The 20,833-nt window shown below is 68.8% G+C and carries 18 protein-coding genes; 10 read left to right on the top strand and 8 right to left on the bottom strand.

Annotated elements, in window-relative coordinates; all coding sequences use genetic code 11:
* Window positions 1-17: 17 nt before the first annotated feature.
* From ABTY62_RS22070 to ABTY62_RS22080, 3 genes are all read right to left on the bottom strand, one after another.
* Window positions 18-1,232, bottom strand: a complete 1,215-nt coding sequence (locus ABTY62_RS22070) for a TerD family protein (protein WP_352131195.1) — start codon at window positions 1,230-1,232, stop codon at window positions 18-20.
* A gap of 34 nt (window positions 1,233-1,266) precedes the next feature.
* Window positions 1,267-1,842 (bottom strand): SigE family RNA polymerase sigma factor, encoded by a 576-nt coding sequence (locus ABTY62_RS22075; RefSeq protein WP_352131122.1) that lies wholly within the window; start codon window positions 1,840-1,842, stop codon window positions 1,267-1,269.
* 85 nt (window positions 1,843-1,927) lie between these two features.
* On the bottom strand, window positions 1,928-2,371 hold the full coding sequence (locus tag ABTY62_RS22080) for a hypothetical protein (RefSeq protein WP_352131123.1): 444 nt from the start codon (window positions 2,369-2,371) through the stop codon (window positions 1,928-1,930).
* Window positions 2,372-2,762: 391 nt separating this feature from the next.
* On the opposite strand from ABTY62_RS22080, the gene ABTY62_RS22085 reads away from it, so the two are divergent.
* From ABTY62_RS22085 to ABTY62_RS22095, 3 genes are read left to right on the top strand one after another with little or no spacing between them, the layout of a single operon-like run.
* Window positions 2,763-5,945 carry an nSTAND1 domain-containing NTPase gene (locus tag ABTY62_RS22085; RefSeq protein WP_352131124.1) on the top strand — a complete coding sequence of 1,061 codons (3,183 nt, stop codon included), beginning with the start codon at window positions 2,763-2,765 and terminating at the stop codon, window positions 5,943-5,945.
* A gap of 34 nt (window positions 5,946-5,979) precedes the next feature.
* The gene (locus ABTY62_RS22090; RefSeq protein WP_352131125.1) at window positions 5,980-6,810 is read left to right on the top strand and encodes a YwqG family protein; all 831 of its coding nucleotides are present in this window, start codon (window positions 5,980-5,982) and stop codon (window positions 6,808-6,810) included.
* A gap of 59 nt (window positions 6,811-6,869) precedes the next feature.
* A complete protein-coding gene (locus tag ABTY62_RS22095; RefSeq protein WP_352131126.1) occupies window positions 6,870-8,360 on the top strand; it encodes an endonuclease/exonuclease/phosphatase family protein in 1,491 nt (496 codons plus the stop codon).
* Here ABTY62_RS22095 and ABTY62_RS22100 read toward each other — a convergent pair.
* Window positions 8,357-8,791, bottom strand: a complete 435-nt coding sequence (locus ABTY62_RS22100) for a hypothetical protein (protein ID WP_352131127.1) — start codon at window positions 8,789-8,791, stop codon at window positions 8,357-8,359. The two genes, ABTY62_RS22095 and ABTY62_RS22100, sit on opposite strands and share 4 nt — an antisense overlap.
* 134 nt (window positions 8,792-8,925) lie before the next feature.
* Complete coding sequence (locus ABTY62_RS22105; protein WP_352131128.1) at window positions 8,926-9,969, bottom strand: aldo/keto reductase; 1,044 nt, start codon at window positions 9,967-9,969, stop codon at window positions 8,926-8,928.
* A gap of 89 nt (window positions 9,970-10,058) precedes the next feature.
* On the opposite strand from ABTY62_RS22105, the gene ABTY62_RS22110 reads away from it, so the two are divergent.
* From ABTY62_RS22110 to ABTY62_RS22125, 4 genes are all read left to right on the top strand, one after another.
* Window positions 10,059-10,934 carry an AraC family transcriptional regulator gene (locus ABTY62_RS22110; protein WP_352131129.1) on the top strand — a complete coding sequence of 292 codons (876 nt, stop codon included), beginning with the start codon at window positions 10,059-10,061 and terminating at the stop codon, window positions 10,932-10,934.
* A gap of 54 nt (window positions 10,935-10,988) precedes the next feature.
* Window positions 10,989-11,861, top strand: coding sequence for a hypothetical protein (locus tag ABTY62_RS22115; RefSeq protein WP_352131130.1), 873 nt, complete (start codon window positions 10,989-10,991; stop codon window positions 11,859-11,861).
* A 33-nt stretch (window positions 11,862-11,894) separates the two neighbouring features.
* Window positions 11,895-12,623: an ArsR/SmtB family transcription factor gene (locus tag ABTY62_RS22120; RefSeq protein WP_352131131.1), complete on the top strand. Its 729-nt coding sequence runs from the start codon at window positions 11,895-11,897 to the stop codon at window positions 12,621-12,623.
* Window positions 12,624-12,691: 68 nt separating this feature from the next.
* Complete coding sequence (locus tag ABTY62_RS22125; RefSeq protein ID WP_352131132.1) at window positions 12,692-13,648, top strand: DMT family transporter; 957 nt, start codon at window positions 12,692-12,694, stop codon at window positions 13,646-13,648.
* Here the strand turns inward: ABTY62_RS22125 and ABTY62_RS22130 are convergent.
* Window positions 13,645-14,079, bottom strand: a complete 435-nt coding sequence (locus ABTY62_RS22130) for an ATP-binding protein (RefSeq protein WP_352131134.1) — start codon at window positions 14,077-14,079, stop codon at window positions 13,645-13,647. The two genes, ABTY62_RS22125 and ABTY62_RS22130, sit on opposite strands and share 4 nt — an antisense overlap.
* Before the next feature lie 172 nt (window positions 14,080-14,251).
* Between ABTY62_RS22130 and ABTY62_RS22135 the strand changes: the two genes are divergently transcribed.
* Together ABTY62_RS22135 and ABTY62_RS22140 are read left to right on the top strand one after the other, a co-directional pair.
* The gene (locus ABTY62_RS22135; RefSeq protein WP_352131135.1) at window positions 14,252-15,061 is read left to right on the top strand and encodes a helix-turn-helix domain-containing protein; all 810 of its coding nucleotides are present in this window, start codon (window positions 14,252-14,254) and stop codon (window positions 15,059-15,061) included.
* The gene (locus tag ABTY62_RS22140; protein ID WP_352131137.1) at window positions 15,058-15,249 is read left to right on the top strand and encodes a DUF397 domain-containing protein; all 192 of its coding nucleotides are present in this window, start codon (window positions 15,058-15,060) and stop codon (window positions 15,247-15,249) included. The genes ABTY62_RS22135 and ABTY62_RS22140 overlap by 4 nt, the downstream gene beginning before the upstream one ends.
* A 70-nt stretch (window positions 15,250-15,319) precedes the next feature.
* Here ABTY62_RS22140 and ABTY62_RS22145 read toward each other — a convergent pair whose 3' ends face one another.
* Window positions 15,320-15,979, bottom strand: a complete 660-nt coding sequence (locus tag ABTY62_RS22145) for a hypothetical protein (RefSeq protein WP_352131138.1) — start codon at window positions 15,977-15,979, stop codon at window positions 15,320-15,322.
* 465 nt (window positions 15,980-16,444) lie between these two features.
* Here ABTY62_RS22145 and ABTY62_RS22150 point away from each other — a divergent pair, with 465 nt between their 5' ends.
* Complete coding sequence (locus ABTY62_RS22150) at window positions 16,445-20,062, top strand: CHAT domain-containing protein (protein ID WP_352131139.1); 3,618 nt, start codon at window positions 16,445-16,447, stop codon at window positions 20,060-20,062.
* A gap of 29 nt (window positions 20,063-20,091) precedes the next feature.
* On the opposite strand, the gene ABTY62_RS22155 is transcribed toward ABTY62_RS22150, so the two are convergent.
* On the bottom strand, window positions 20,092-20,775 hold the full coding sequence (locus ABTY62_RS22155; RefSeq protein WP_352131140.1) for a maleylpyruvate isomerase N-terminal domain-containing protein: 684 nt from the start codon (window positions 20,773-20,775) through the stop codon (window positions 20,092-20,094).
* Between the last annotated feature and the right edge of the window lie 58 nt (window positions 20,776-20,833).

Consider the following 20,833-nt stretch of genomic DNA (forward strand, 5'->3'; position numbering starts at 1 on the left):
CGCTGCCCCGCGGAGGTTCAGAGCGCCCGGCCGGCGGGCTTGACCATGCCGCGCACGGTCCGGGAGTCCACGTACTCGCCCATCGCGGTCATCTCCCACTCGCCCGAGAACTGCTTGATGAACTTGGCCATCATCACGCCCGTGCGCGGCTCGGACTGGGTCAGGTCGAAGCGGACCAGCTCCTCGCCCGTGCCCGCGTCCAGCAGCCGGCAGTAGGCCTTGGCGACATCGGTGAACTTCTGGCCGGAGAAGGAGTTCACCGTGAACACCAGGCCGGTGACCTCCGCAGGCAGCCCGCCGAGGTGGACCGTGATGGTCTCGTCGTCGCCGCCGCCCTCGCCCGTGAGGTTGTCGCCGGAGTGCTGGATCGCGCCGTTCAGAATCGCGAGCTTGCCGAAGAAGCAGGCGTCGATCTTCTTGCGGTCCACGCCGAAGGCGATCACGGACGCGTCGAGGTCGATGTCCTTGCCGCGGTAGGCGGGCTCCCAGCCCAGGCCCATCTTGACCGAACTCAGCAGCGGCCGGCCGCCCTTGACCAGCGACACCGTCTGGTTCTTCTGGAGATTGACGCGGCCCTTGTCGAGGTTGATCTTCCCCGCGCCGGGCGCCGGAGCCGCGGCCGGGGGAGCGGCCGGGGGAGCGGGCGGCGGCGCGGTGGGCATCGGCGGGGGCTGGAAACCGGCAGGCGGGCCGGACGGCGGCGGCGCCTGTACGGGAGCGGGGGCGGCGGCCGCGGCGGGCTCCTCCACCGTCACACCGAAGTCGGTGGCGATGCCCGCCAGCCCGTTGGCATACCCCTGCCCGACCGCGCGGACCTTCCACACCCCATTGCGCCGGTACACCTCGACGACCACGAGCGCGGTCTCGGCGCCCAGCTGGGGCGGGGTGAAGGTGGCGATCACGGCCCCGTCGTCCGCGCCGCGCACGGTGGCCGTCGGCTCGGTGCCCGAGAACGTCGCCCCGGGCGCGTCCAGGCTCGCGGTCACCACGATCTTCTCGATGTCGCCCGGCACGGCGGCGGTGTCGACGGTGATCGTGTCACCCGCCCCGCCCGCGCCGGCGCGGTGGGTCACGCCGGGGCCGGCGGGCTGGTTGTAGAAGATGAAGTCGTCGTCGGAGCGCACCTTGCCGTTGGCGGTGAGCAGCAGGCCCGACACGTCCAGCCGCACCGGGGCGGTGACGTCCACCGCCACGCGCGCGACGGGCAGGGGGAGGTTCGAGCCGGAGGTCATAGCGGTCATGCCTGGGGTAACGAACGTCCCCGCTTTACGGTTCCTTGACCTGCGTCTCGATCCCCATCGCGGAGCAGCCCGTCGGCGGGCGTGGTGCTGCGGTCTCGTGGTCGCGGCGCTCCAGCTCCTCGCGGAGCCGGGCGAGCGAGCGGTGCAGCGTGCTTTTGACCGTTCCGATCGACGTGCCCAGGGCGACGGCCGTCTCCTCGGTGGACATCTGCTCCCAGTGCCGCAGCACGACGACAGTGCGCTGCTTCGGGGTGAGCACCTTCATGACGTCCATCAGCAGGGCTCGGTCGGCATGCTGCTCGGTGAAGTCCCCGGTGCTCGCGTCCGGTAACTGCTCGGTGGGGGACTCCTCCAGCCTCCTGGCCCGCCACCATTCGGTGCGAGTGTTGATCATGACGCGGCGCAGATAGGCGTCGGCGAGCTGCTTGTCCGCTATGCCGTCCCAGCGGTCGTACGTCCGGGCGAGCGCCGTCTGGAGAAGGTCCTGAGCGTCGAGCGGGTCGGGGACCAGGCGCCGGGCGGTGCGCAGCAGGGCGTTGTGCCGCCTTCGTACGTAATCCTCGAATTCCAGCGTCTCGCCAAGGTGCTCGCGCACATTCATGTCGGGTTCCTTTCGGGCGTGCGCGCGGGCGCCCGGCTGTGCCGAGCGCCCGCGTTGGTTCAGGACCGGTGCACGTCGGCTGTGGTCAGATGCCCTTGCCGCAGTGCCAGGAGGTGTCGTGCCAGTTGAGGTTGGCGATGCACACCCGGGACTTGTAGCCCGTGTGGTCCCAGTAGTAGCCGGTGGAGTCCTTGCGGTCCTTGATGATGTGCTGGCCGGAGATCATCTTGTAGGCCCCGCCGTTGTGCTTGCGCTGAAGGATCATGGCGCAGTCGGTGCCGCTCCAGGACTGGACGACCCCCTGGGCGAACCAGTGACCGCCTGTCTTCTTGGTGTTCATCCAGCCCTTGCAGGCGCCCCGCGTGACAACCGAGTCGGGCTCGTATCCGTCGATGTGGACGCCGTGCTGGGCCGACGCGGCGGCCGCTGGCCGGACTGTGCTCACTGCGTGGGCCGGAGCCGCCAGCGCGAGTCCGCCGGCCAGGGCCGCGGTCGCCATCGCCAAGGTGATGCTCTTCTGTGCGTTCACGATCTTGTCCTCTTTCTGTGGGCCAGGCCCCGATGGCTGCGGTCGTGCGAATGCGGTCGTCGTCCACCCCCGTGGGCTGCGTTCGTGATGCGCACGGCGCCGCTGTGGGGCGTTGCGTCTCCGAGTTCACCGGGGCCGGAATTGTTCGGCACCCCTGTTCCGCCACACCGAAAAATGAGGCCAGGGCCTTGGCAGGTCACGTGCTTGCCGCTGCATAAGCCGGTGCGTAGCTTGGCGGGCTGTCGGTAGGCGTTCGGTGGTACGTCAGGGGGGACAGCCAGTGGCAGGTCGTCGTGAGAGTCCGCTGGATCCGGCCGCCGGGCCGGCCCAGAGGTTCGCGTTCGAGTTACGCAAGCTGCGCCGGGAGGCAGGTGCGCCCACCTACCGGGCGATGGCAGCGAACACGGACTATGGGGTGACCACGTTGTCCCGGGCGGCGGCAGGGGAGCAACTGCCGACTCTCCCGGTGGCGCTGGCGTACGTGAAGGCTTGCGGCGGCGACCTCGAGGAGTGGGAGGAACGCTGGCGGCAGGCGGCTGCCGAGGAAGCCGCCGAGCCGCGGTCCGATGAGGACGCCGTGCCCCCGTACCGGGGCCTGGCCCGTTTCGAGCCGGATGACGCGGCATTGTTCTTCGGCCGCGACCAGCTCATCGACGACCTGCTGCGCCTGGTCGGCCACCATCGGATCACGGCGGTGGTCGGCGCGTCCGGCAGCGGGAAGTCATCTCTGCTGCGGGCCGGCCTCATCCCCCGCCTGCGCACCACTGACAACCCTGACTTACGTCCGGCGGCCCTGCGCGTCATCACCCCCGGCGCCCACCCTGTAGGCACCCACGGCCGGCGGCTGGTCCCGAAAGAGGGCGAGGAGGGGGACACATGGCTGGTCGTGGACCAGATGGAGGAGCTCTACACCCTCTGCACCGACCCGGAAGAACGCACCGAGTTCATCGACCGCCTCCTGACCGCCGCCGCCCCCGGCAGCCGACTGCGGGTGTTGATCGCCGTACGGGCCGACTTCTTCGGAAACCTGGCCGGCCACCGCCCCCTCGCCGACGCCCTGCGCGAGGCCACCCTCCTGGTGGCGCCCATGAACCGCGACGAACTCCGCGAGGCCATCGTCAAACCCGCCCAAGCCGCGGGCCTCATCGTCGAACGCACCCTGACCGCCCGCATCATCGACGAAGTCGACGGCGAACCCGGCGCCCTGCCCCTGATGTCCCACGCCCTCCTGGAAACCTGGCACCGCCGCAAAGGCCGCGCCCTCAGCCTGGCCCCCTACGAAGCGGCCGGCGGCGTCCACGGCGCCATCGCCCAGACGGCCGAAAGCCTCTACACCGACATGACCCCGGATCAGGCCACCTGCGCCCGCCGGATCCTGCTGCGCCTGATCACCCCGGGAGGGGGCGCTCAGGACACCCGACGGCCCGCACCCCGGGAGGAACTGGGGGCAGACGCCTCCGCCGCTACTACTGAGGTGCTGGAGCGGCTGGTGAAGTCCCGGCTGGTCATCCTCGACGGCAGCACGGTGCACCTCGCCCACGAAGCCCTCATCGCCGCCTGGCCCCGGCTACGGAAATGGATCGACGAGGACCGCGACCGCCTGCGCGTCCACCGCCAGCTCACCGACGCCGCCCACACCTGGCAGACCCTCGGCCGCGACCCCGGCGCGCTCTACCGCGGCACCCGACTCGCCACCGCTGAAGAAGCGTTCTCCACAGCCGACGCCGACCTCACCCCTCTCGAAGGCGACTTCCTCACCAGCAGTACCAACGCCCGCCACCACGAAGAACAGGCCGCCGCCCGCACCACCCGGCGCCTGCGCCAGTTCGCCACCACCGTCTCGATCCTGCTTGTGCTCGCCCTCACCGCCGGGCTGATCGCGTGGCAGCAGTACCGGACCAGCGAGCAGGAGCGACACCAGGCGCTCAGCGCCCAGCGGATCGCGCTCTCCCGTCAGCTGGCGGCGCAGTCGGCCGGTCTCCTGGTGTCCGACCCCGACCTGGCCTCGCTTTTGGCGGTCCAGGCGTACCGGACCAGTCCGACCAAGGAGGCCTCCGCCAGCCTTTTCGCCACAGCGGCTCTCCCCTTCAAACGCCGTCTGATCGGACATACCGATGCTGTATGGACGGTGGTGTTCAGTCCGGATGGCCACACCCTGGCCAGCGGCAGCGACGACAAGACAGTTCGCCTCTGGGACGCGACCTCCGGCCGGCTCCGTACCACCCTGCGCGGGCACGGCGCGGCTGTGGGGTCGGTGGCGTTCAGTCCGGACGGTCGAACCCTGGCCAGCGGTGGGCACGATGGGAGGGTCCGGTTGTGGAATGTGGCGACCGGCAGGCTGCGCTCCACTCTCACCAGCCACCGCGATTTCGTGAATTCGGTGGCCTTCAGTCCGGACGGACACACCCTGGCCAGCGGCGGGGAGAAGGTCCGGTTGTGGGATGTGGCGACCAGTAGGCTACGGACCACACTGAGCGGGCACAGCGATGCTGTGGGTTCGGTGGCGTTCAGTCCGGACGGCCGCACCCTCGCCGGCAGTGAGCTGGGCGGAAGCATCCGGTTGTGGAATGTGGCGACCGGTAGTCGGCGAACGCCCTTGGCCGGGGACACCGACGCCATGGGGTCGGTGGTGTTCAGTCCGGACGGTCGTACCCTCGCCGGCGGTGGGAGCGATGGGAGGGTCCGGTTGTGGGATGTGGCGACCGGCAGGCTCCGGACCACACTGAGTGGGCACAGCGATGCTGTGGGGTCTGTGTCGTTCAGCCCGGATGGCCGCACCCTCGCCAGCAGTGGGGGGGACAAGACAGTGCGCCTGTGGGACGTGGCAGCCGGTAGGCCGCGCATCACGCTGGCCGGGCACACCGAGGCCGTCGACTCGGTGGCGTTCAGTCCGGATGGCCGTACTTTGGCCAGCGGCAGCGACGACAAGACGGTGCGCCTGTGGGATGTGGCGACAGGTAGGCCGCGTATGACGCTGGTCCGGCACCCTGACGTCGTGGTGTCGGTGGCGTTCAGTCCGGACGGCCACACCCTAGCCGAGGACGGGGATACAGGGAGGGTCCGGTTGTGGGATGTGGCGACGGGTAGGCTGCGGGCCACCCTGAGCGGGCACACCGACTATGTGGGGTCGGTGGCGTTCAGTCCGGATGGCCGTACCCTCGCCGGCGGTGGGCACGATGGGAGGGTCCGGTTGTGGGATGTGGCGACCGGCAGGCTCCGTATGACCTTGAGCGGGCACACCGATGCTGTCGAGTCGGTGGCATTCAGTCCGGATGGCCGTACTTTGGCCAGCGGCAGCGACGACAAGACGGTGCGCCTGTGGGACGTGGCGACCGGCGGGCTGCGGACCACTCTGAGCCACACCGACGTCGTGGCGTCGGTGGCGTTCAGCCCGGACGGCCGCACCCTGGCCAGTGGAAGCAGCGACAGGACAGTCCGGCTGTGGGACGTGTCCCTCCTCGCTCCAGCCTCCTCCATCAGGAAGATCTGCCAAGCGGTCCACAGGTCCTTCACCCGAAGTGAACGGTCCCTCTACCTCGCGGATCAACCCTCCAGCCCAGCGTGCCGATCATGAGGCCCCTGTCGGTCCCGCCCGCGATGATGGCTGCATGACCACCGCACCTGACCCGCTGCACGCCCTGGCCCGCACCCACCTGTCCGCCGAACTCGCCGACCGCTGGATCGCGTTGTCCCGCCCCGCCGCCCACCTCCGGAAGGCGGAGGCCGGCGATCCGGTCGTCGGGCGGCTCGGCGGACTGCCCCGGCTGCCCGCGGGGGTGGACTGGCCGGTGTGGGAGGGGTGCGGGCCGCTGGCGTTCGTGGCGGAGGTCGACTGCGCCGCGCTGCCGAGGGAGCGGCTGGACATAGCGCTGCCCGCGGACGGCCGGCTCGCCTTCTTCTACTACGGCGACGAGGACGACGACGCGCTCGTCGACACCGCCGATCCGGACACCTGGGTCGGGGCCCGGCTCCTCCACCTCCCGCCCGAGTCCGCCGACGCGCCCGAGCGGCCCGCTCCGGTCGGCCTCACCCCGTATCCGGAGGTGCCGCTGACCGTCCGCGTCGGCCCGAGCGCCCCCGACTTCGACTCGCTCGTGCTGGCCGCCGCCTTCGGCGAGGACGAGCTTCCGGACGCGTTCAAGAGGGCGGTGTGGAATTACGAGAGCGGTGTCGCACATCAGATCGGCGGCCACGCCCAGTCCGTCCAGACCGCCGTGGAGATCGTGGTGGCCCATGGCGCGCTGGGTGGCGAGGTGTCCTGGGAGGACCCGCGGATCGAGAAGGAGGCGGAGGGGTGGGTGCTGCTCGCGCAGCTCGACTCCGACGAGGACGCGGACATGATGTGGGGCGACGGCGGTGCGCTGTATTGGCTGATCCGCCCCGATGACCTCGCCGCGGGCCGTTTCGACAAGGCCGTCTTCACCTGGCAGTGCTGCTGAGCTTTGTGGAGTCCGCAACCACCGCGTAGTGCCTGTCATGTCTGGGTAATGGGGGAGACATGCGGCGCTTCATCTATGTCTTCCTGGCGTTGTGCGGCCTGATTGCGAGCCTGGGCGTCCAGTCCATGACGCCCGCATTCGCCACGGATGTGTCAGGGGACGCCGGGCCGATCGCGAAGTCGGCGGGTCAGAAGTGGGCGCTCAAGTCGCTGGCGAACGGCAAATATGTCAGCGTTGAGATGAATGACACCGGCGCGTACGAATGGCGGATGCGCGCGCGAAGCAGCACGGTCGGTTCGTGGGAGCGCTTCACTCTCCACACCAATCACTTCGCGAAGACGATCAGCCTCCGCTCCGAGGCCACCGGCTATTTCGCCACGGCCGAGTTCACCGATGCCGGCGAGCGCGAGGGAATGCTGCGCGCCAGCGGCGGCAATCTCGGGAGCTGGCAGCAGTACGAGCCCAGCTGGTCGGCGCCGCCCGCGGGCGCACCGGCGGGTTCGTACGGGGTCACCTTCAAGAGCGTGGCCGACGGCTACGCCGACCGGTATTGGGCCGCGGGCGACGACGGCACCCTGCGCGCCACCGCCGCGAGCCCCGGCACCTGGGGACGCTTCGTACTGGAGCCGGTCCCCGGCGGGGCCACCCTGCCGCCGGCGGGACCGACGGCCGCGCGCAGTCTCAACGTCATGACCTGGAATGTCTGCGCCGACCACAACGCAAACTGCGGATGGTCCGCCGACCGCCCCGGATATGCCGAGTTCAACGAGCAGATCCGGGCCCGGCTCGCGGACCCGGTCGCTCATGAGATGCCGGATGTCATCTTCTTCCAGGAATTCTGCGAAAAATACGCGAAACACGTGGAGGAGATGCTGGAACAGGCCACCCGGCGCGGATGGGACGTCCGGTTCGCTCCCATCCACAACCGTTTGAACGGGCCGCTTCTCCAGAAGCAGTGCGCCATGGGTCCCGCCCCCGACAATATGGACCGGGGATCCTTCGGCGTCGCCATCGCGGTGCCCGACGAGAACACCTTTTACGAACGCTACGACTTCACTTCCCCGCCCGGTAAGGAACAGCGCACCGCCCTGTGCGCGGCCATCCCCTCACGCGCGGTGATGGCCTGCACCGCCCACCTCAGCGCGGGCAAGGGATACGACGACAACACGGGCGAATGGCGCACCAAGCAGGCGAAAGAGCTGCGGAATCTGGCTGCCAAATGGGAGGCGAAAGGATATCGGCCGGTGTTCGGCGGCGACCTGAACGTGGTGCCGCCGGTGCCCGAGGCCACGGAGGACGAGGGAGGGCCCAGCACGGTGCTGATACCGGTGTACGACCGCTATCTGGAATGCAGCCAGCTCGGCGACCCCGATGCCCCGCGGTCCGGGGCGCCGACCTCCAACGCCAACGCCCAGGGCAAGCCCCTCCACAAGATCGACTACATCTTCGCGCCCAAGACGGCACGGTTCACCAGGTGCTCGCTGTCCGCGACCTCGGGCAAGTCCGATCACTGGACGCTCTACGGAACGGTGGCACTCCCGGCCGCTTAGGCAGTGACCACGACTTCGGTGCACTTCTCGGCGTCTCCCCTGACCACGCACACGCGCATGAGGTAGTCCCGGTCTTCGTCCAGGTCCCCCGTCGCCCAGGGGCTGGTGTAAGGCGAGTTGTGACCCCGAGTCGTGGCCTTGCGCCTGTCGTACGTGAGGACGGCCTCGATTCCGTACCCGTCCGCGTTGTCGTCGTGCACACGCATGGCGTCACCAGGGGCCCCGTTCCGCGGGTCCTGGCGCCACTCCGCGTATCCCGCGCGGACGCCTCCGGACAGATTGACCATGACGTTGCGCCCGTTGTCCAGCCACGTGGGCGTGAAGGAGAACTCGCCCAGGGAGGGGATGGCCGCCGCCGGCTCGGCACTGACGAGCGCGGTTCCGGCGAACACGGCGGCCGTACCGAGAACGACGCCGAGTCTCTTCCTCATGCGGTTCATGCTGCTCCTCTGTCTGCGAGCTTTTGACCGACGCGCTCAATGCTGACGTGAGAAGGCACTGGTGTCGTTGACGCTGCGTCTCCTCTTGCTTGACGCAGCGTCTACACCCGCCGCACGGGCTCAGCTCACCAGTTCGGCATCACCTCTTCGGGGTAGCGGGAGCCGGCCGCGCCGCGCGGCAGGATCTCCCGGATGCGGGCCAGGTCCCCGGGCGTGAGGGTGACCCGCGCGGACGCCACGTTCTCCGCCAGGCGGTGCGGGCTGCGGGTGCCCGGGATCGGCACGATGTCCTCGCCCTGGGCCAGCAGCCAGGCCAGCGCCAGCTGGGTGACCGCGATGCCCTTGGTGTCGGCGAGGGCCGTGAGCTCGCGGACGGCGGCCAGGTTCTTCTCGTAGTTGCCGGGCTGCCAGCGATCGTCCCAGCTGCGCATGTCGTCCGCGGGGTACTCGGCGGCGGGCTTCACCGCGCTGGTGAGGAAGCCGCGGCCCAGCGGCGAGTACGGCACGAAGCCGATGCCCAGCTCGCGCACCACCGGCAGCACCTCGACCTCCACGGCCCGCTCGAACACCGAGTACTCGGTCTGGAGCACCGACACCGGATGCACGGCATGCGCGCGCCGGATGATGTCGGGGCCCGCCTCGCTCAGCCCGAAGTAGCGCACCTTGCCTTCGGCGATCAGCTCGCCGACCGTCCCGGCCACGTCCTCGATGGGTACGTTCGGGTCGACCCGGTGCTGGTACAGCACGTCGATGCGGTCGGTGTCCAGGTAGCGCAGGCTGTTCTCGGTGACCGTGCGGATGCGTTCCGGGCAGCTGTCCATGGCGTGCCCGACCCTGGTGGGATCGGTCAGGTCGAAGCCGAACTTGGTGGCGATGACGACCTCGTCGCGGAACCCCTTCACGGCCCGGCCGAGCAGTTTCTCGTTGCTGCCGGTGCCCATGCCGTACAGCTCGGCGGTGTCGAAGAAGGTGACGCCGAGTTCGTGGGCGCGGTGGATGGTGGCGATGCCGCCCTGCTCGTCCCCGGCTCCGTACGCCATCGTCATGCCCATGGTGCCCAGGCCGATCGCCCCGACCTCCAGGCCCTGGGTGCCGAGCCTGCGGTGCGGGAGGGCGGCGGGGTCGGTGGGGTCCGTGGGGTCCGTGGGGTTGCTGTCGTGCTGTGTCATGCCGTCCACGTTAGGAACGCGGCCGCCGGGCGTCATGGGCCACAGATCGCATAGGATTGCCTGATCCTCTCACGAGAAGGGTGTCCCCCATGCTGGACGAGCTCGCCGCGGCCATCGACCGCCACGGGCGGGGCCTGTGGTCCGAGACCCCGGTGCCCCGGCTCCTGGTGGTCGCGGTCGACGAGCCGATCGACCCCGTCGACGTGCGGTACGACCCGATGATCTGCTTCATCGCCGACGGTGCCAAGCGCACCGTCGTGGGAGACCGCAGCTGGGTCACCCCGCCCGGGGAGATGCTCCTGAACACGCTCGACCTGCCCGTCACCGCCGTCTTCGAGAAGCTGCCGTACCGGTCCGTGATCATGCGGCTCGACGGCGCGGCGCTCGCCGAGCTGCTGCTGGAGCTCGACGGGTCAGGGCCGGAACCGCCCTCGCCGGCGACCGTCGGCGGACAGCTCAGCGCGCCGATGTCACCCGAACTCATCGACGCGGTCACCCGCTGGGTCCGGCTCCTCGAAACCCCCGACGACATCCGCCCCCTGGCCGCCCGTATCGAGAGCGAGATCCTCTACCGGCTGCTGCGCAGCCCGCTCGGCCCGGTCCTGCGCCAGTGGTCACTGGCCGACTCCGCCGCGTCCCGAGTGCGCGCGGCGGCCGCATGGATCTTCTCCCACTACACCGAGCCGCTCAGCATCGACGAGATCGCCGCCGTGGCCCACATGAGCCCCGCCACCCTGCACCGGCACTTCAAAGCCGCCACCGGCATGAGCCCGCTCAGGTTCCAGAAACACCTGCGGCTGCGGGAGGCGCGGCGGCGCCTGGTCGCGGGCAACACGACGGCGGCCCAGGCCGCCGAGGCGGTCGGGTACGTCAGCGCGACCCAGTTCAACCGCGAATACCGCAGCGTCTACGGACTGCCCCCCGGCCAGGACGCGGCCCGGCTGCGCGCCTCGGTACAGTCCTAGCCCGCCAGTCCTGGCCCGCCAGTCCTGGCCCGCCACCGCGTCGAAGGAAGATGCATGGATCTGCCGCCGGTTCCCACCAGTGTCACCAGCATGATCACCTCCGGAAAGCTGCCGTCGGAATTCACCGCGTTCTTCACCCCGGCCGGAGAGCTGACCGACGTCGCGGACTGGTCCGATATCGCGTCGGCCGTGGAGGCGTATCTGCCGACCGCGGGCGTGGACGAGCACGTACGAGGTGCCCTGGCGCTCGCCGGAGCGTACGGCTGGCTGCACCCCCTGGACGAGGGCGCGGACCCCGACGAGATGGACGAGGACAGCGACCGGGCCATCGCGCTGCTACAGAAAGCCGAAGCCCACGGCATCGACGAGGACGAGATCCATGAGCTGTGGAGTTACGCCGAAGACGTAGGGAGCCGCGCAGCCGAGCTCAACGACTACCTCGCGGAAAGGGACGCCTACGTGGCCAAGCACGGGGCGACACCGCGGGGGCGGCTGGACGCGAAGTTGGGGCAGGCGCACGAGCTCTACTCCGCCGGCGATCGGGCCGCTGCGATCGTGTTGTTCCGTGAGGTCGCCGAAATCGATCCCTGGGTCAGTGAGTTCAGCGGCTGTTTTGACCGCATCGACATCGGCTGGTGCCATCTGCTGTACGACGCGGCCCAGGTCGAGGGCCCGGAGGCGGCACGGAAGATATGGCAGGAAGCCCGGGTGCATCACCGGGCGGCGAGGTTTCCCCTCACGATGCACGCCTGGCCGCTGGTCGAGATGCTGTTGGGCACGGGGGTGCCGGACATCATCGAGGTGATCATCCGCGAGTGGGTGGACGACTCGATACAGGACGGGAGGGGGGAGGCACCGGTGACCGAGGATGAGTCCCGTGTCTTTGAGCTTGCCATGGCCGAACTCGAAGGGTCTCCTCATCACTAGGTGAAGCTTCGGCATGCGCCGAAATGTTGGGGCATGATGGGGGACGTGACCGATTCCCCTCCGCCCGCCGCACGCCTCGCCGCCCTCGCCGGCGCCATGGCCGACGAGACCCGGGCCGCGATCTGCATGGCGCTGCTCGAAGGACGTACGTGGAGCGCGGGTGAACTGGCCCGCATCACCGGGGTCACGCCCTCCACCGCGAGCGGCCATCTGACCCGCCTGCTGGACGCCGGGATCTGCGCGACCGAACGGCAGGGCCGCCACACGTACGTACGGATCGCCGACGCGGAAACCGCGCGCCTCGTCGACTCCCTCGCCTCACAGGCCATCCCCGGCCGCGATGCGCCGTACACGGTGCCGGTCGTCGCCGCGCCCGACCCGCTGGCCCGCGCGCGGACCTGCTACGACCACTTCGCGGGGCGGCTCGGCATGGCGGTCACCGACGCCATGGCCGAGCGCGGGCTGCTCTACACGGAGGGGGTGTTCGAGCTGACCGACGCGGGGCGGGAGTGGTGTGCCCGCGCGGGCGTCGACCTGGAGTCGGAGTACCGGGGCCGCCGGCCGATCGCCAGCTCCTGCCTGGACTGGACCGAGCGCCGCCGCCATCTGGCCGGGGTGGCCGGTGCGCGGCTGTGCGGCCTGGCGCTGCGCGCGGAGTGGGTGGCGCGGATGGGCGAGGGCGGGCGGGCGCTTCGGGTGACCGACGCGGGAGAGCAGGCCTTCGGTGAACTCCTGGGGCTCACGCCTGACGCCTGGCAGTGATTCGGCGTAACTTTTCACGTTCGAATATTTCGGTGGACACCAAAATGTTGAGACCTTAGGCTGCGCGCATGAGTTCCCGCCTCGCCTCTCCCGGCGTCCTCACGGCCGGCGCCGCCACCTTCTCCGTGCTCGCCTGGGCATCTGCCTTCGTCTCCATCCGCAGCGCGGGCGCTGCCTACTCCCCGGGCGCGCTCGCGCTCGGCCGACTACTGGCCGCCTCGGTGGTGCTGTTCGCCCTGGTGGCGATACGCCGCGAGGGCCTGCCGCCCCGGGGTGCCTGGCGCGGCATCCTCGTGTCGGGGGTGGTCTGGTTCGGCGGCTACATGGTCGCCCTGAACTGGGGCGAGCGCCTGGTCGACGCCGGTACGGCGGCCCTCCTGGTCAACGTCGGACCGATCCTGATGGCCCTCCTCGCGGCCCGGCTGCTCGGCGAGGCGCTGCCGCCACGGCTGCTCGCCGGAATGGGCGTCTCCTTCGGCGGGGCGGTGGTCGTCGGCCTGTCGACCTCGTCCGGCCACGAGGGCGGTACGTCGGTGCTCGGCGTCGTGCTCTGCCTCCTCGCGGCCATGGCGTACGCGACCGGCGTGGTCGCCCAGAAGCCCGCGCTCGGGTACGGGACTCCGCTCCAGATCACGGCGTACGGCTGCCTGGTCGGCACGGTGGCCTGCCTCCCCTTCGCCGGTCAACTGGCCACCGAACTGCCGGACGCCCCCACCTCCGCGACGCTCAACATGCTCTACCTCGGCGTGGTGCCCACCGCCCTCGCCTTCACCACCTGGACCTACGCCCTGGCCCGTATGCCCGCCAGCCGCCTGGGCGCGACGACCTACGCCGTCCCGGCCATCGTGGTGCTGCTGAGCTGGGCGTTCCTCGACGAGGTGCCCGCGTGGCTGACCCTGGTCGGCGGCGCGCTGTGCCTCGCCGGCGTGGCCGTCTCCCGCTCCCGCCCCCGTGCGCCCCGCGCGTCTGCTCCGCAGGCCACCGGGTCCGGGTCCGAGCCCGCCCCGGCCGACGCGCCGAGCTAGCCCCCTCGCGGGCCGGAGTCCGACGACGGCTTGACGCCGGTCGAGACCTCGGCCCACACGGTCTTCCCCGGCCCGCCACCCGGCCGGGGCCCGACGGCCCAGCGCTCGGCGAGCAGTGAGACGAGGTACAGGCCGCGCCCCGTTTCCGCGTCCGGCTCGGCGGTGGTGAGCGCGGGCAGCTTCTCGGCGCGGGTGTCCGACACCTCGATCCGGATCACGGGGTCGGGGTTGCCGGGCGGCACGGTCACGCGTACGTGGAAGTCGCGCCCGGGGACGCGGCCATGGCGTACGGCGTTGGCGGTCAGCTCGCTCGTGATCAGCGTCGCGGTCTCGTTGGGGCCGGAATCGTACGGATAGCCCCACGCGGCAAGCCGGTGCGACACGAGCCGCCGAGCGAGGCGTGCGCCGCGTGGGGTTGAGGTGAAGCGCATGGCGAACTCGCCGGACGCTGGAGGGAACTGTTCCGAGCTTGTACCCCGTGAGGGGGCATTTTCGGTCGTCATGGGAGCCAGCCTTGTGCGCTTGTGCCTAGCCTGACCAGGAAGCGCGCGTGTACGGACAGTGCCTGTACGAACACGTGATGTGTGCCGGGAGGGGTGCGACATGGCAGGTACAGAGCGGTCCGCGTTCTTGAGGGGCTTCGGTAAGCAGCTGAAGCTGTTCCGGGAGCAGGCCGGGCTCACCAGAGCGGAATTGGGCTTGCTGATCGGGTACAGCGTGGACCAGGTGGCGTCGGTCGAGTGCGGGCGGCGCATCCCCAAGCCGGAGCTGGTCGACAAGGCCGATGAGGTGCTGGACGCGGGTGGCGTGCTGGCGGCGATGAAGGAGGAGCTTGCGCAGGCGCGGTATCCGGCGTTCTTCCGCGACGCGGCGCGGTTGGAGGCGGTGGCGGCCGAGGTTCAGGCGTACGACACGCATGTGATCAAGGGGTTGTTGCAAACAGAGGACTACGCACGAGCCGTACTCGGGATGCGGCGTCCACTGCTGGATGAAGAGATCGTCGAACAGCGGGTGGCTGCGAGGATGGAGCGACAGGTGATTTTCGGCGCGCGCCCCGCGCCCCTTCTGGGCTTCGTCATTGAGGAGTGCGTGCTGCGGAAGCCGATTGGCGGGGTGCAGGTACTGCGTGGGCAGTTGGAGCACCTGCTCCTGGTCGGAGAGAAGCGCAATGTGGAGATCCAGGTGATGCCCCTGGGGCGGGAGGACAGCGCTGGCCTGGACGGGCCGTTCACCCTGATGACTCCCAAGGGGGGCGAACAACTCGCTTATCTCGAAGGTCAGGGGCGCAGTGCCCTGCTCACTGACCGGGAAGAAGTCCACATCATCGCCGCCCGATATGGGATCATCCGGGCCCAGGCTCTCAATCCACGAGAGTCGTCCATCTTCATCGAGAAGTTGCTGGGGGAGCTATGAGCAGGGACATACGCGAGTTGGTGTGGTTCAAGAGCAGCTACAGCGGCAGCGAGGGCGGCGATTGCGTCGAGGTCGCGGCCCGCCCCGACACCGTCCACGTGCGGGACAGCAAGAACACCACCGGCCCGATCCTCACGGTCACACCCCACGCCTGGGCCGAGTTCGTCGGCTTCGCCGCACACCGCTGACACCCTCGTACGCCACGGGCCCCACACCGGCGGGGCCCGCGACGTACGGGTTCCGAAGGTGCTGCCCGGCTCATCCACAGGACTTGACCAATCGCATATTGGTGATCTCGACCAGCGGAATCACAGCCAGTTCATGGCTTCCGGGGCTCTTGAGCCTGACGTATCCGCCATCCGCAGACCGCAGTGTTCCGCAACTGGACCGCCCCTGGTGACTCACCTTCAGGTACGTAGGCTTCTGCTCTCTGGCGTCGGCGGCGGGGGCCCACCAGGTGACCACGATGCCGGCGAGCAGGAGGGCCAGCGCGACGGCAACAAGGTGTTGCGCGCGCCGGACACGGGTGGCGGCCGCGTTGGCCAGGGCGACCTGGTACGCGGCGACGGAGCTGTACTCGCGGTGAATGGCAGCCAGCGTGGTCGCTCTGGGCCGCGTACCGGCCTGAGCCGCGAGCGCCTGCCACAGCCCGAGGATCGCGGCGAGCAGCCCGCCGCCGATGAGCAGGGTGACAGCTATCCGCCATCCTGTCGACAAGACGCCTGTCGTATCGCGCCCCTTGATCACGATGCCCGTGGTGACCAGGGTGACGAAGGCTGAGAGCCCGTTTCTCCAGGTCTCGGCGCTGGTGCGGACCACGTCCAGGGACGTGGCCGACATGGCGGCAAAGGCGTCCCGCTCGGCGAGGTCGGAGGCTGATGGGCTGCTTGTCGGCCGCCTGGGCCGGTACGCGGTCATGTCTGTCCCTGATGAGCGGCTGGGTCGCGTTCGGCTTCCAGCTCCACCCGGAAGCTGACTCCGCAACCCATCAATTCCTCAGGGGCGTTGGGGTGCTGCACACCGCAGTGGCACGTGACATCGACGACCGCAAAGGGCGGTTCCCCGTCCGAAGACTCCTCGGCGGCCGTGCCGCGGGATGTGATGAAGTCGCTGACCGCTGTGAGGACTTGCCTGTCGTCCAGCGGCCCCGCGCACCGAGGACAACTTCCCCAAACCCGGGAGCTCAGCACGCCTCCGGCGAAAGTGATCTCGGCGTGGAGGAGGTCCTGCTCCAACAGGTCGTAGGCCTTGCCGGTCCATATGAAGTCCGAGGATCGTTCCCAAGGTTCACTGCTCTTGTGCTCAGGCGTCGGCATCCTGTGATCGCCCCCATCTGACTTGCCGTCCGTTCGTGTGCAACCTGGCACCGGTAGAGTAGATGCCGTGCGCGAGCGGCTCATTACGGCGCTTCTCTCCCGGGTGGCGCAGTTCAGGGATCAGGGGGATGCGTCGGCGCTGCTCGACGATGCGGCGCTGGACGAGGCGAAAGAGCTCGAGGCGCTCATGATCCGGGACGGTGGCTCAGGCCAAGGCATCGTCTCCGTCGAGGCGCTTGACGCGCTCGTGGAGTTCTATCTGAGGCGGCACGGTTCCCGTGCGGACAGCGATTCTTACGCCGACGTCGGCCATGCGGCGAGGCTGCTTCTGCTCAAGGCTGAGCTGAACCCGGCTGAGGTGCCGGCGGATCTCTACGAGACCGTCGCCACCCTCGACCGACGGGGCGAGGAGGCACGGGACAAGGCAAGGCGGCGGTACCAGGAGTACGAGCGAACGCGGGACATCAAGACCCTCGACGAGACCGTGACGTATTTCCGCCGTGCCCTCGAACTCTCGATCAGTGGACTCGATGTGCCGGGCCTGCCCCTGGCCCAGCTTGCCGGCGTTCTGTGGACCCGGTTCCTGCACACCGGGCAGTCGCATGATCTTGACGAGGCCATCGAGCTCCGTCAGCTTTCTCTCGAGTCCACGGCCAAGGAGAATCCGGAGCTGTCCCGCCGTCTGACGTTGCTGTGCGAGGCGCTGTTGTCCCGCTACAAACATGGCGGTGCGCTGACCGATCTGGAGCAGGCCGTGCTCGCCGGACGCCAGGCGGTGGCCGAAACGCAGCCCGGACATCGGCACCAGGTGTCCCGGATGGATCGTCTGGCGTCGGCATTGTTTCTTCGCTACGAGCGCACGGACACCCTGTCCGACCTTGATGAGGCAATAGAGCTGGGCCTGACTGCCTTTGAAGCAGCGAGTCCCGAGGACGCTGACCTCGGCGGCTACACGACCACACTGAGAAAGTGCTTACGGACGCGCTACGACCTGCTGGGAGACACCGCCGATCTGGACACTTCCGTCGAGATCATGGAGAGGGTGCTCGCCGAAGCCTCCGACACCCGCCAAGCGCGGATTCTGACCGAGCTCGGGGCGGCCCTCTACTTCCGATACGAGCGGACTGGGGATCCGTCGGATATCGACAGGGCCATCCGCGTCGAGGAGGAGGCCTTGGCCGCGATCGCGGAGCGCGACGACGATCGGGGGCGCCTGCTGGGAAATCTCGCGGCCTCATACCGAGTCAGATACGACATGCGCAGGTCGCCTGAGGATCTCGACGCAGCCATTCGACTTGGCACCGAGGCGGTCTCCGCCCCGGAGGACAACCCATTTGCATTGTCCGTCCTCAGCATGGCCTTCATTTTGAGGTTCGAGCACACTTGGGAACCGGCCGACCTGGACCGTGCCATCCGACTCGCGACCGAGGCGGTCGCGGCGTTCCCGCCTGGCTCACCGGGGCCCCACCGTGCCATGGCCGTGTCTTACCTCATCCAGGCGCTGCTCACTCGCCGGCAGCAGAGCTTCGGTACGGAGGGCCTCGATGAGGTGATCATGTGGGCGCGTGAGGCCGTGGCGGCGGCGCCGCGCAACCACCCCGACGTGGGGCTCAATCAATCAATGCTCGCTGACCTGCTGCTGAGCCGCTTCCGGCGCGAGGGATCACCAGCAGACCTCAAGGAAGCCATTGAGAACGCCGAACAGGCCGTAGCCGTCACGCCCAAGACGCATCGTTGGTACGGGAAACTTCTGGGGGGTCTCGCCGAGGTGCTCGGCGTCGGTGTCGATGTCCTCGAGCGGGAAGAGAGCTCGGATCTTGATCGTGCCGTGGCCCTCACCCGGGAGGCCGTTGCCGCGGCGCGCGGCGACGACATCGGGCTTTCAAAGGCTTTGCAGAGCCTCGGTGAAGCCCTGAGACAGCGATACCGGCACAAGCACGACCCCGCCGATCCACGCGAGGGCATCAGGCGCTGCCGCCAGGCTGCGGACATCACCGTCGCCACGCTGCCGGACCGCATCGAAAGCTGCGCTACCTGGGGACGGGCAGCTGTCGCACTCGGCGATTACGTTCTCGCGGCAGAGGGGTTTGGCCGGGCCGTGCTTCTCCTGCCACAGCTGGCGTGGCATGGACTGAGCGGCAGGGCACGAGCGAATCACTTGTCCGAATGGTCTGGGCTCGCTTCCGATGCGGCCACCTGCTACATACTGGCCGGCGAGCCGGAGCGTGCCGTCGAGATCCTTGAACAGGGCCGGACGATCATCCGGAACCAGTCGCTCCACACCCGGGGTGATCTGACGGATCTGGAGAAGAAGGCTCCAACGCTGGCAGCCGGCCTGATGCGCGTACGTGAGCTGTTGGATGCTCGACAGCCTTTTGAGAGTCCCAACATGGCCCAAATGCGCGAGGACAGCCCACTGTCTCCGCTACCCCGCGAACTATTTGCGCAGGAGCGTGCCGAGCTGTGTCGTGAATGGGATGATCTCGTCGCTCAAGTTCGTCGGCTGGAAGGGTTCGAGCGTTTTCTGGCCCCCGTGCCATTCGAGGAGCTGAGACGTGCGGCCGGCCACGGGGCGGTCGTCATCATCAATGTGAGTGAGATCGCCTGTCACGCTCTCTTGCTCAGAGACGCTACCGCGCCGCTCGAGGTCATCGACCTGCCGGACCTTGCTCAGGCCGATGTGGCGGGGCAGGTGGTGGCGTTCCTCAACGTACTGCTCTCACGAAGCGAGCAGCGCGAACTCCCCTTTCTGTATCGGGAAGCCGTACGTCATGCTGCGCACGACGTGCTGGACTGGTTGTGGGATCGGATTGCGGGGCCGGTGCTGGACCACCTCGGCCCCTCGGACACCGCGGACGGGCTGCCGCCGCGCGTGTGGTGGTGTCCCACCGGCCGGCTCGCTCTACTGCCGCTGCACGCCGCCGGACACCACCCTCGGCATCGTTCCGCCTCCGCCTCCGCCGAGGCAGCCGGGGTGGCCGGGGTGGCCGGGGTTCGTACTGTGCCCGATCTTGTCGTCTCCTCGTATACGCCGACTCTCACGGCCCTGCGTCGCGTCCTCGATGATCAGCAGGAAAGCCCACCATTCGGCGGGTTGTTGACCATTGGCATGCCGGACACTCCGGGTCAGCCGTCGCTGCCGGGAGTGCAGCGTGAACTGGATGAACTCCACGCCCGCCTTCCGAAGGTCTCTATCACGCCTCCACTGATTGGGCGGAGGGCCACACGCGAGGCGGTATTACAGGCTCTGGACGAGAATTCGTGGGTCCACTTCGCCTGCCATGCCGAGCAGAACCTCATGGATGCGTCGCAGAGTTCTTTCCTGCTGTACGACGGGCAGCTCACTGTGGCCGAACTCCACGGGCTGCATCTACCGCACGCCGAACTGGCGTATTTGTCAGCGTGTGACACAGCCACCGGAGGCGTGAACGTTCCCGACGAGGCGATGCATCTGGCCGCGACGATGCAGTTGGCCGGGTACCGGCATGTGATCGCGACGATGTGGAGCATCTACGACGGCTCGGCCCCGGATGTGGCTACCGACGTCTATGCCGCTCTCCACCGCGACGGTCGCCCCGACGCCCGCAATGCTGCTCGCGCACTTCATACTTCTGTGGCCGCGCTCCGTCTGAATGACCCGACAGACCCGTTGCGCTGGGCTGCGTATGTGCACGTAGGCCCATAATCTTGTGGGTTTCACTATCCAGTGCGGCGTCAGCCCAGCGTGAGCCATTGGATACCGAGCCGCTCAACCCGCGCGGTCTCCGCCGCGTCGAGCGCCGCGCGACCCGTGGCCTTGCGCAGGAAGGTCGGCTCGTCCCAGCCCAGTTCGCGTACGGCGTCCAACTGGCCTGGCCCGAGCAGGAGTTCCCGCACAACCATCCCGGCCTCCGCAGTCAGCCACGGCTCGCATTCCAGCGCCTCCGTCACGTCCAGGCCGTGAACCGCGACCTCCACCACCCGGGTGATCAGGAACTCCGAGAGCAGCATCGCGTCGCCGTGGCGCGTCCTCACGACACGGTTTTCCGGTTGGTCCCGGCACAACCGGTCCACCCGCTGCCACGTCGCGGCGAAGTCCTCGACGAGGGCGGCGCCGTCGGCGCACTCTGCCGCGTGGTTGCGGGCCAGGTCGATGCGGGTGGCGTTCGTCTGCGGGCTGAAGCGGTCGTCCGGCCGGTAGTACCCCACCGCCGTGACCTCGGCGCTGTCCGGAGCCGGGCTGTCCAGCATCTGCGGCAGCCAGGCGATCACGATCCGTACATGCCCCAGCAACTCGCGAACGGACCAGGGCTCACACCGTGTTGGGCGATCCCACTCGGCCTCCGACAGACCGGCAACAGCCTTCGTGAGTTCCCCCGCTTCGAGGCGGAACGCTTCCAGCACCTGGTTCTGATCCATGCCGGTCAAGCTAACGACAAAAGGCAAGGAGAACACTCTCCCTGCCACTATCAACCTA

This window comes from Streptomyces sp. NPDC097640, assembly GCF_040302705.1.
Taxonomy (GTDB): Bacteria; Actinomycetota; Actinomycetes; order Streptomycetales; family Streptomycetaceae; genus Streptomyces.

Excerpts from the sequence above, each read along its gene's own strand:
- ABTY62_RS22070 (WP_352131195.1), bottom strand. The coding sequence starts at position 1,232 with ATGACCTCCGGCTCGAACCTCCCCCTGCCCGTCGCGCGCGTGGCGGTG.
- ABTY62_RS22075 (WP_352131122.1), bottom strand. The coding sequence starts at position 1,842 with ATGAATGTGCGCGAGCACCTTGGCGAGACGCTGGAATTCGAGGATTAC.
- ABTY62_RS22085 (WP_352131124.1), top strand. The coding sequence starts at position 2,763 with ATGGCAGCGAACACGGACTATGGGGTGACCACGTTGTCCCGGGCGGCG.
- ABTY62_RS22090 (WP_352131125.1), top strand. The coding sequence starts at position 5,980 with ATGACCACCGCACCTGACCCGCTGCACGCCCTGGCCCGCACCCACCTG.
- ABTY62_RS22095 (WP_352131126.1), top strand. The coding sequence starts at position 6,870 with ATGCGGCGCTTCATCTATGTCTTCCTGGCGTTGTGCGGCCTGATTGCG.
- ABTY62_RS22100 (WP_352131127.1), bottom strand. The coding sequence starts at position 8,791 with ATGAGGAAGAGACTCGGCGTCGTTCTCGGTACGGCCGCCGTGTTCGCC.
- ABTY62_RS22105 (WP_352131128.1), bottom strand. The coding sequence starts at position 9,969 with ATGACACAGCACGACAGCAACCCCACGGACCCCACGGACCCCACCGAC.
- ABTY62_RS22110 (WP_352131129.1), top strand. The coding sequence starts at position 10,059 with ATGCTGGACGAGCTCGCCGCGGCCATCGACCGCCACGGGCGGGGCCTG.
- ABTY62_RS22115 (WP_352131130.1), top strand. The coding sequence starts at position 10,989 with ATGGATCTGCCGCCGGTTCCCACCAGTGTCACCAGCATGATCACCTCC.
- ABTY62_RS22120 (WP_352131131.1), top strand. The coding sequence starts at position 11,895 with ATGATGGGGGACGTGACCGATTCCCCTCCGCCCGCCGCACGCCTCGCC.
- ABTY62_RS22125 (WP_352131132.1), top strand. The coding sequence starts at position 12,692 with ATGAGTTCCCGCCTCGCCTCTCCCGGCGTCCTCACGGCCGGCGCCGCC.
- ABTY62_RS22130 (WP_352131134.1), bottom strand. The coding sequence starts at position 14,079 with ATGCGCTTCACCTCAACCCCACGCGGCGCACGCCTCGCTCGGCGGCTC.
- ABTY62_RS22135 (WP_352131135.1), top strand. The coding sequence starts at position 14,252 with ATGGCAGGTACAGAGCGGTCCGCGTTCTTGAGGGGCTTCGGTAAGCAG.
- ABTY62_RS22140 (WP_352131137.1), top strand. The coding sequence starts at position 15,058 with ATGAGCAGGGACATACGCGAGTTGGTGTGGTTCAAGAGCAGCTACAGC.
- ABTY62_RS22145 (WP_352131138.1), bottom strand. The coding sequence starts at position 15,979 with ATGACCGCGTACCGGCCCAGGCGGCCGACAAGCAGCCCATCAGCCTCC.
- ABTY62_RS22155 (WP_352131140.1), bottom strand. The coding sequence starts at position 20,775 with ATGGATCAGAACCAGGTGCTGGAAGCGTTCCGCCTCGAAGCGGGGGAA.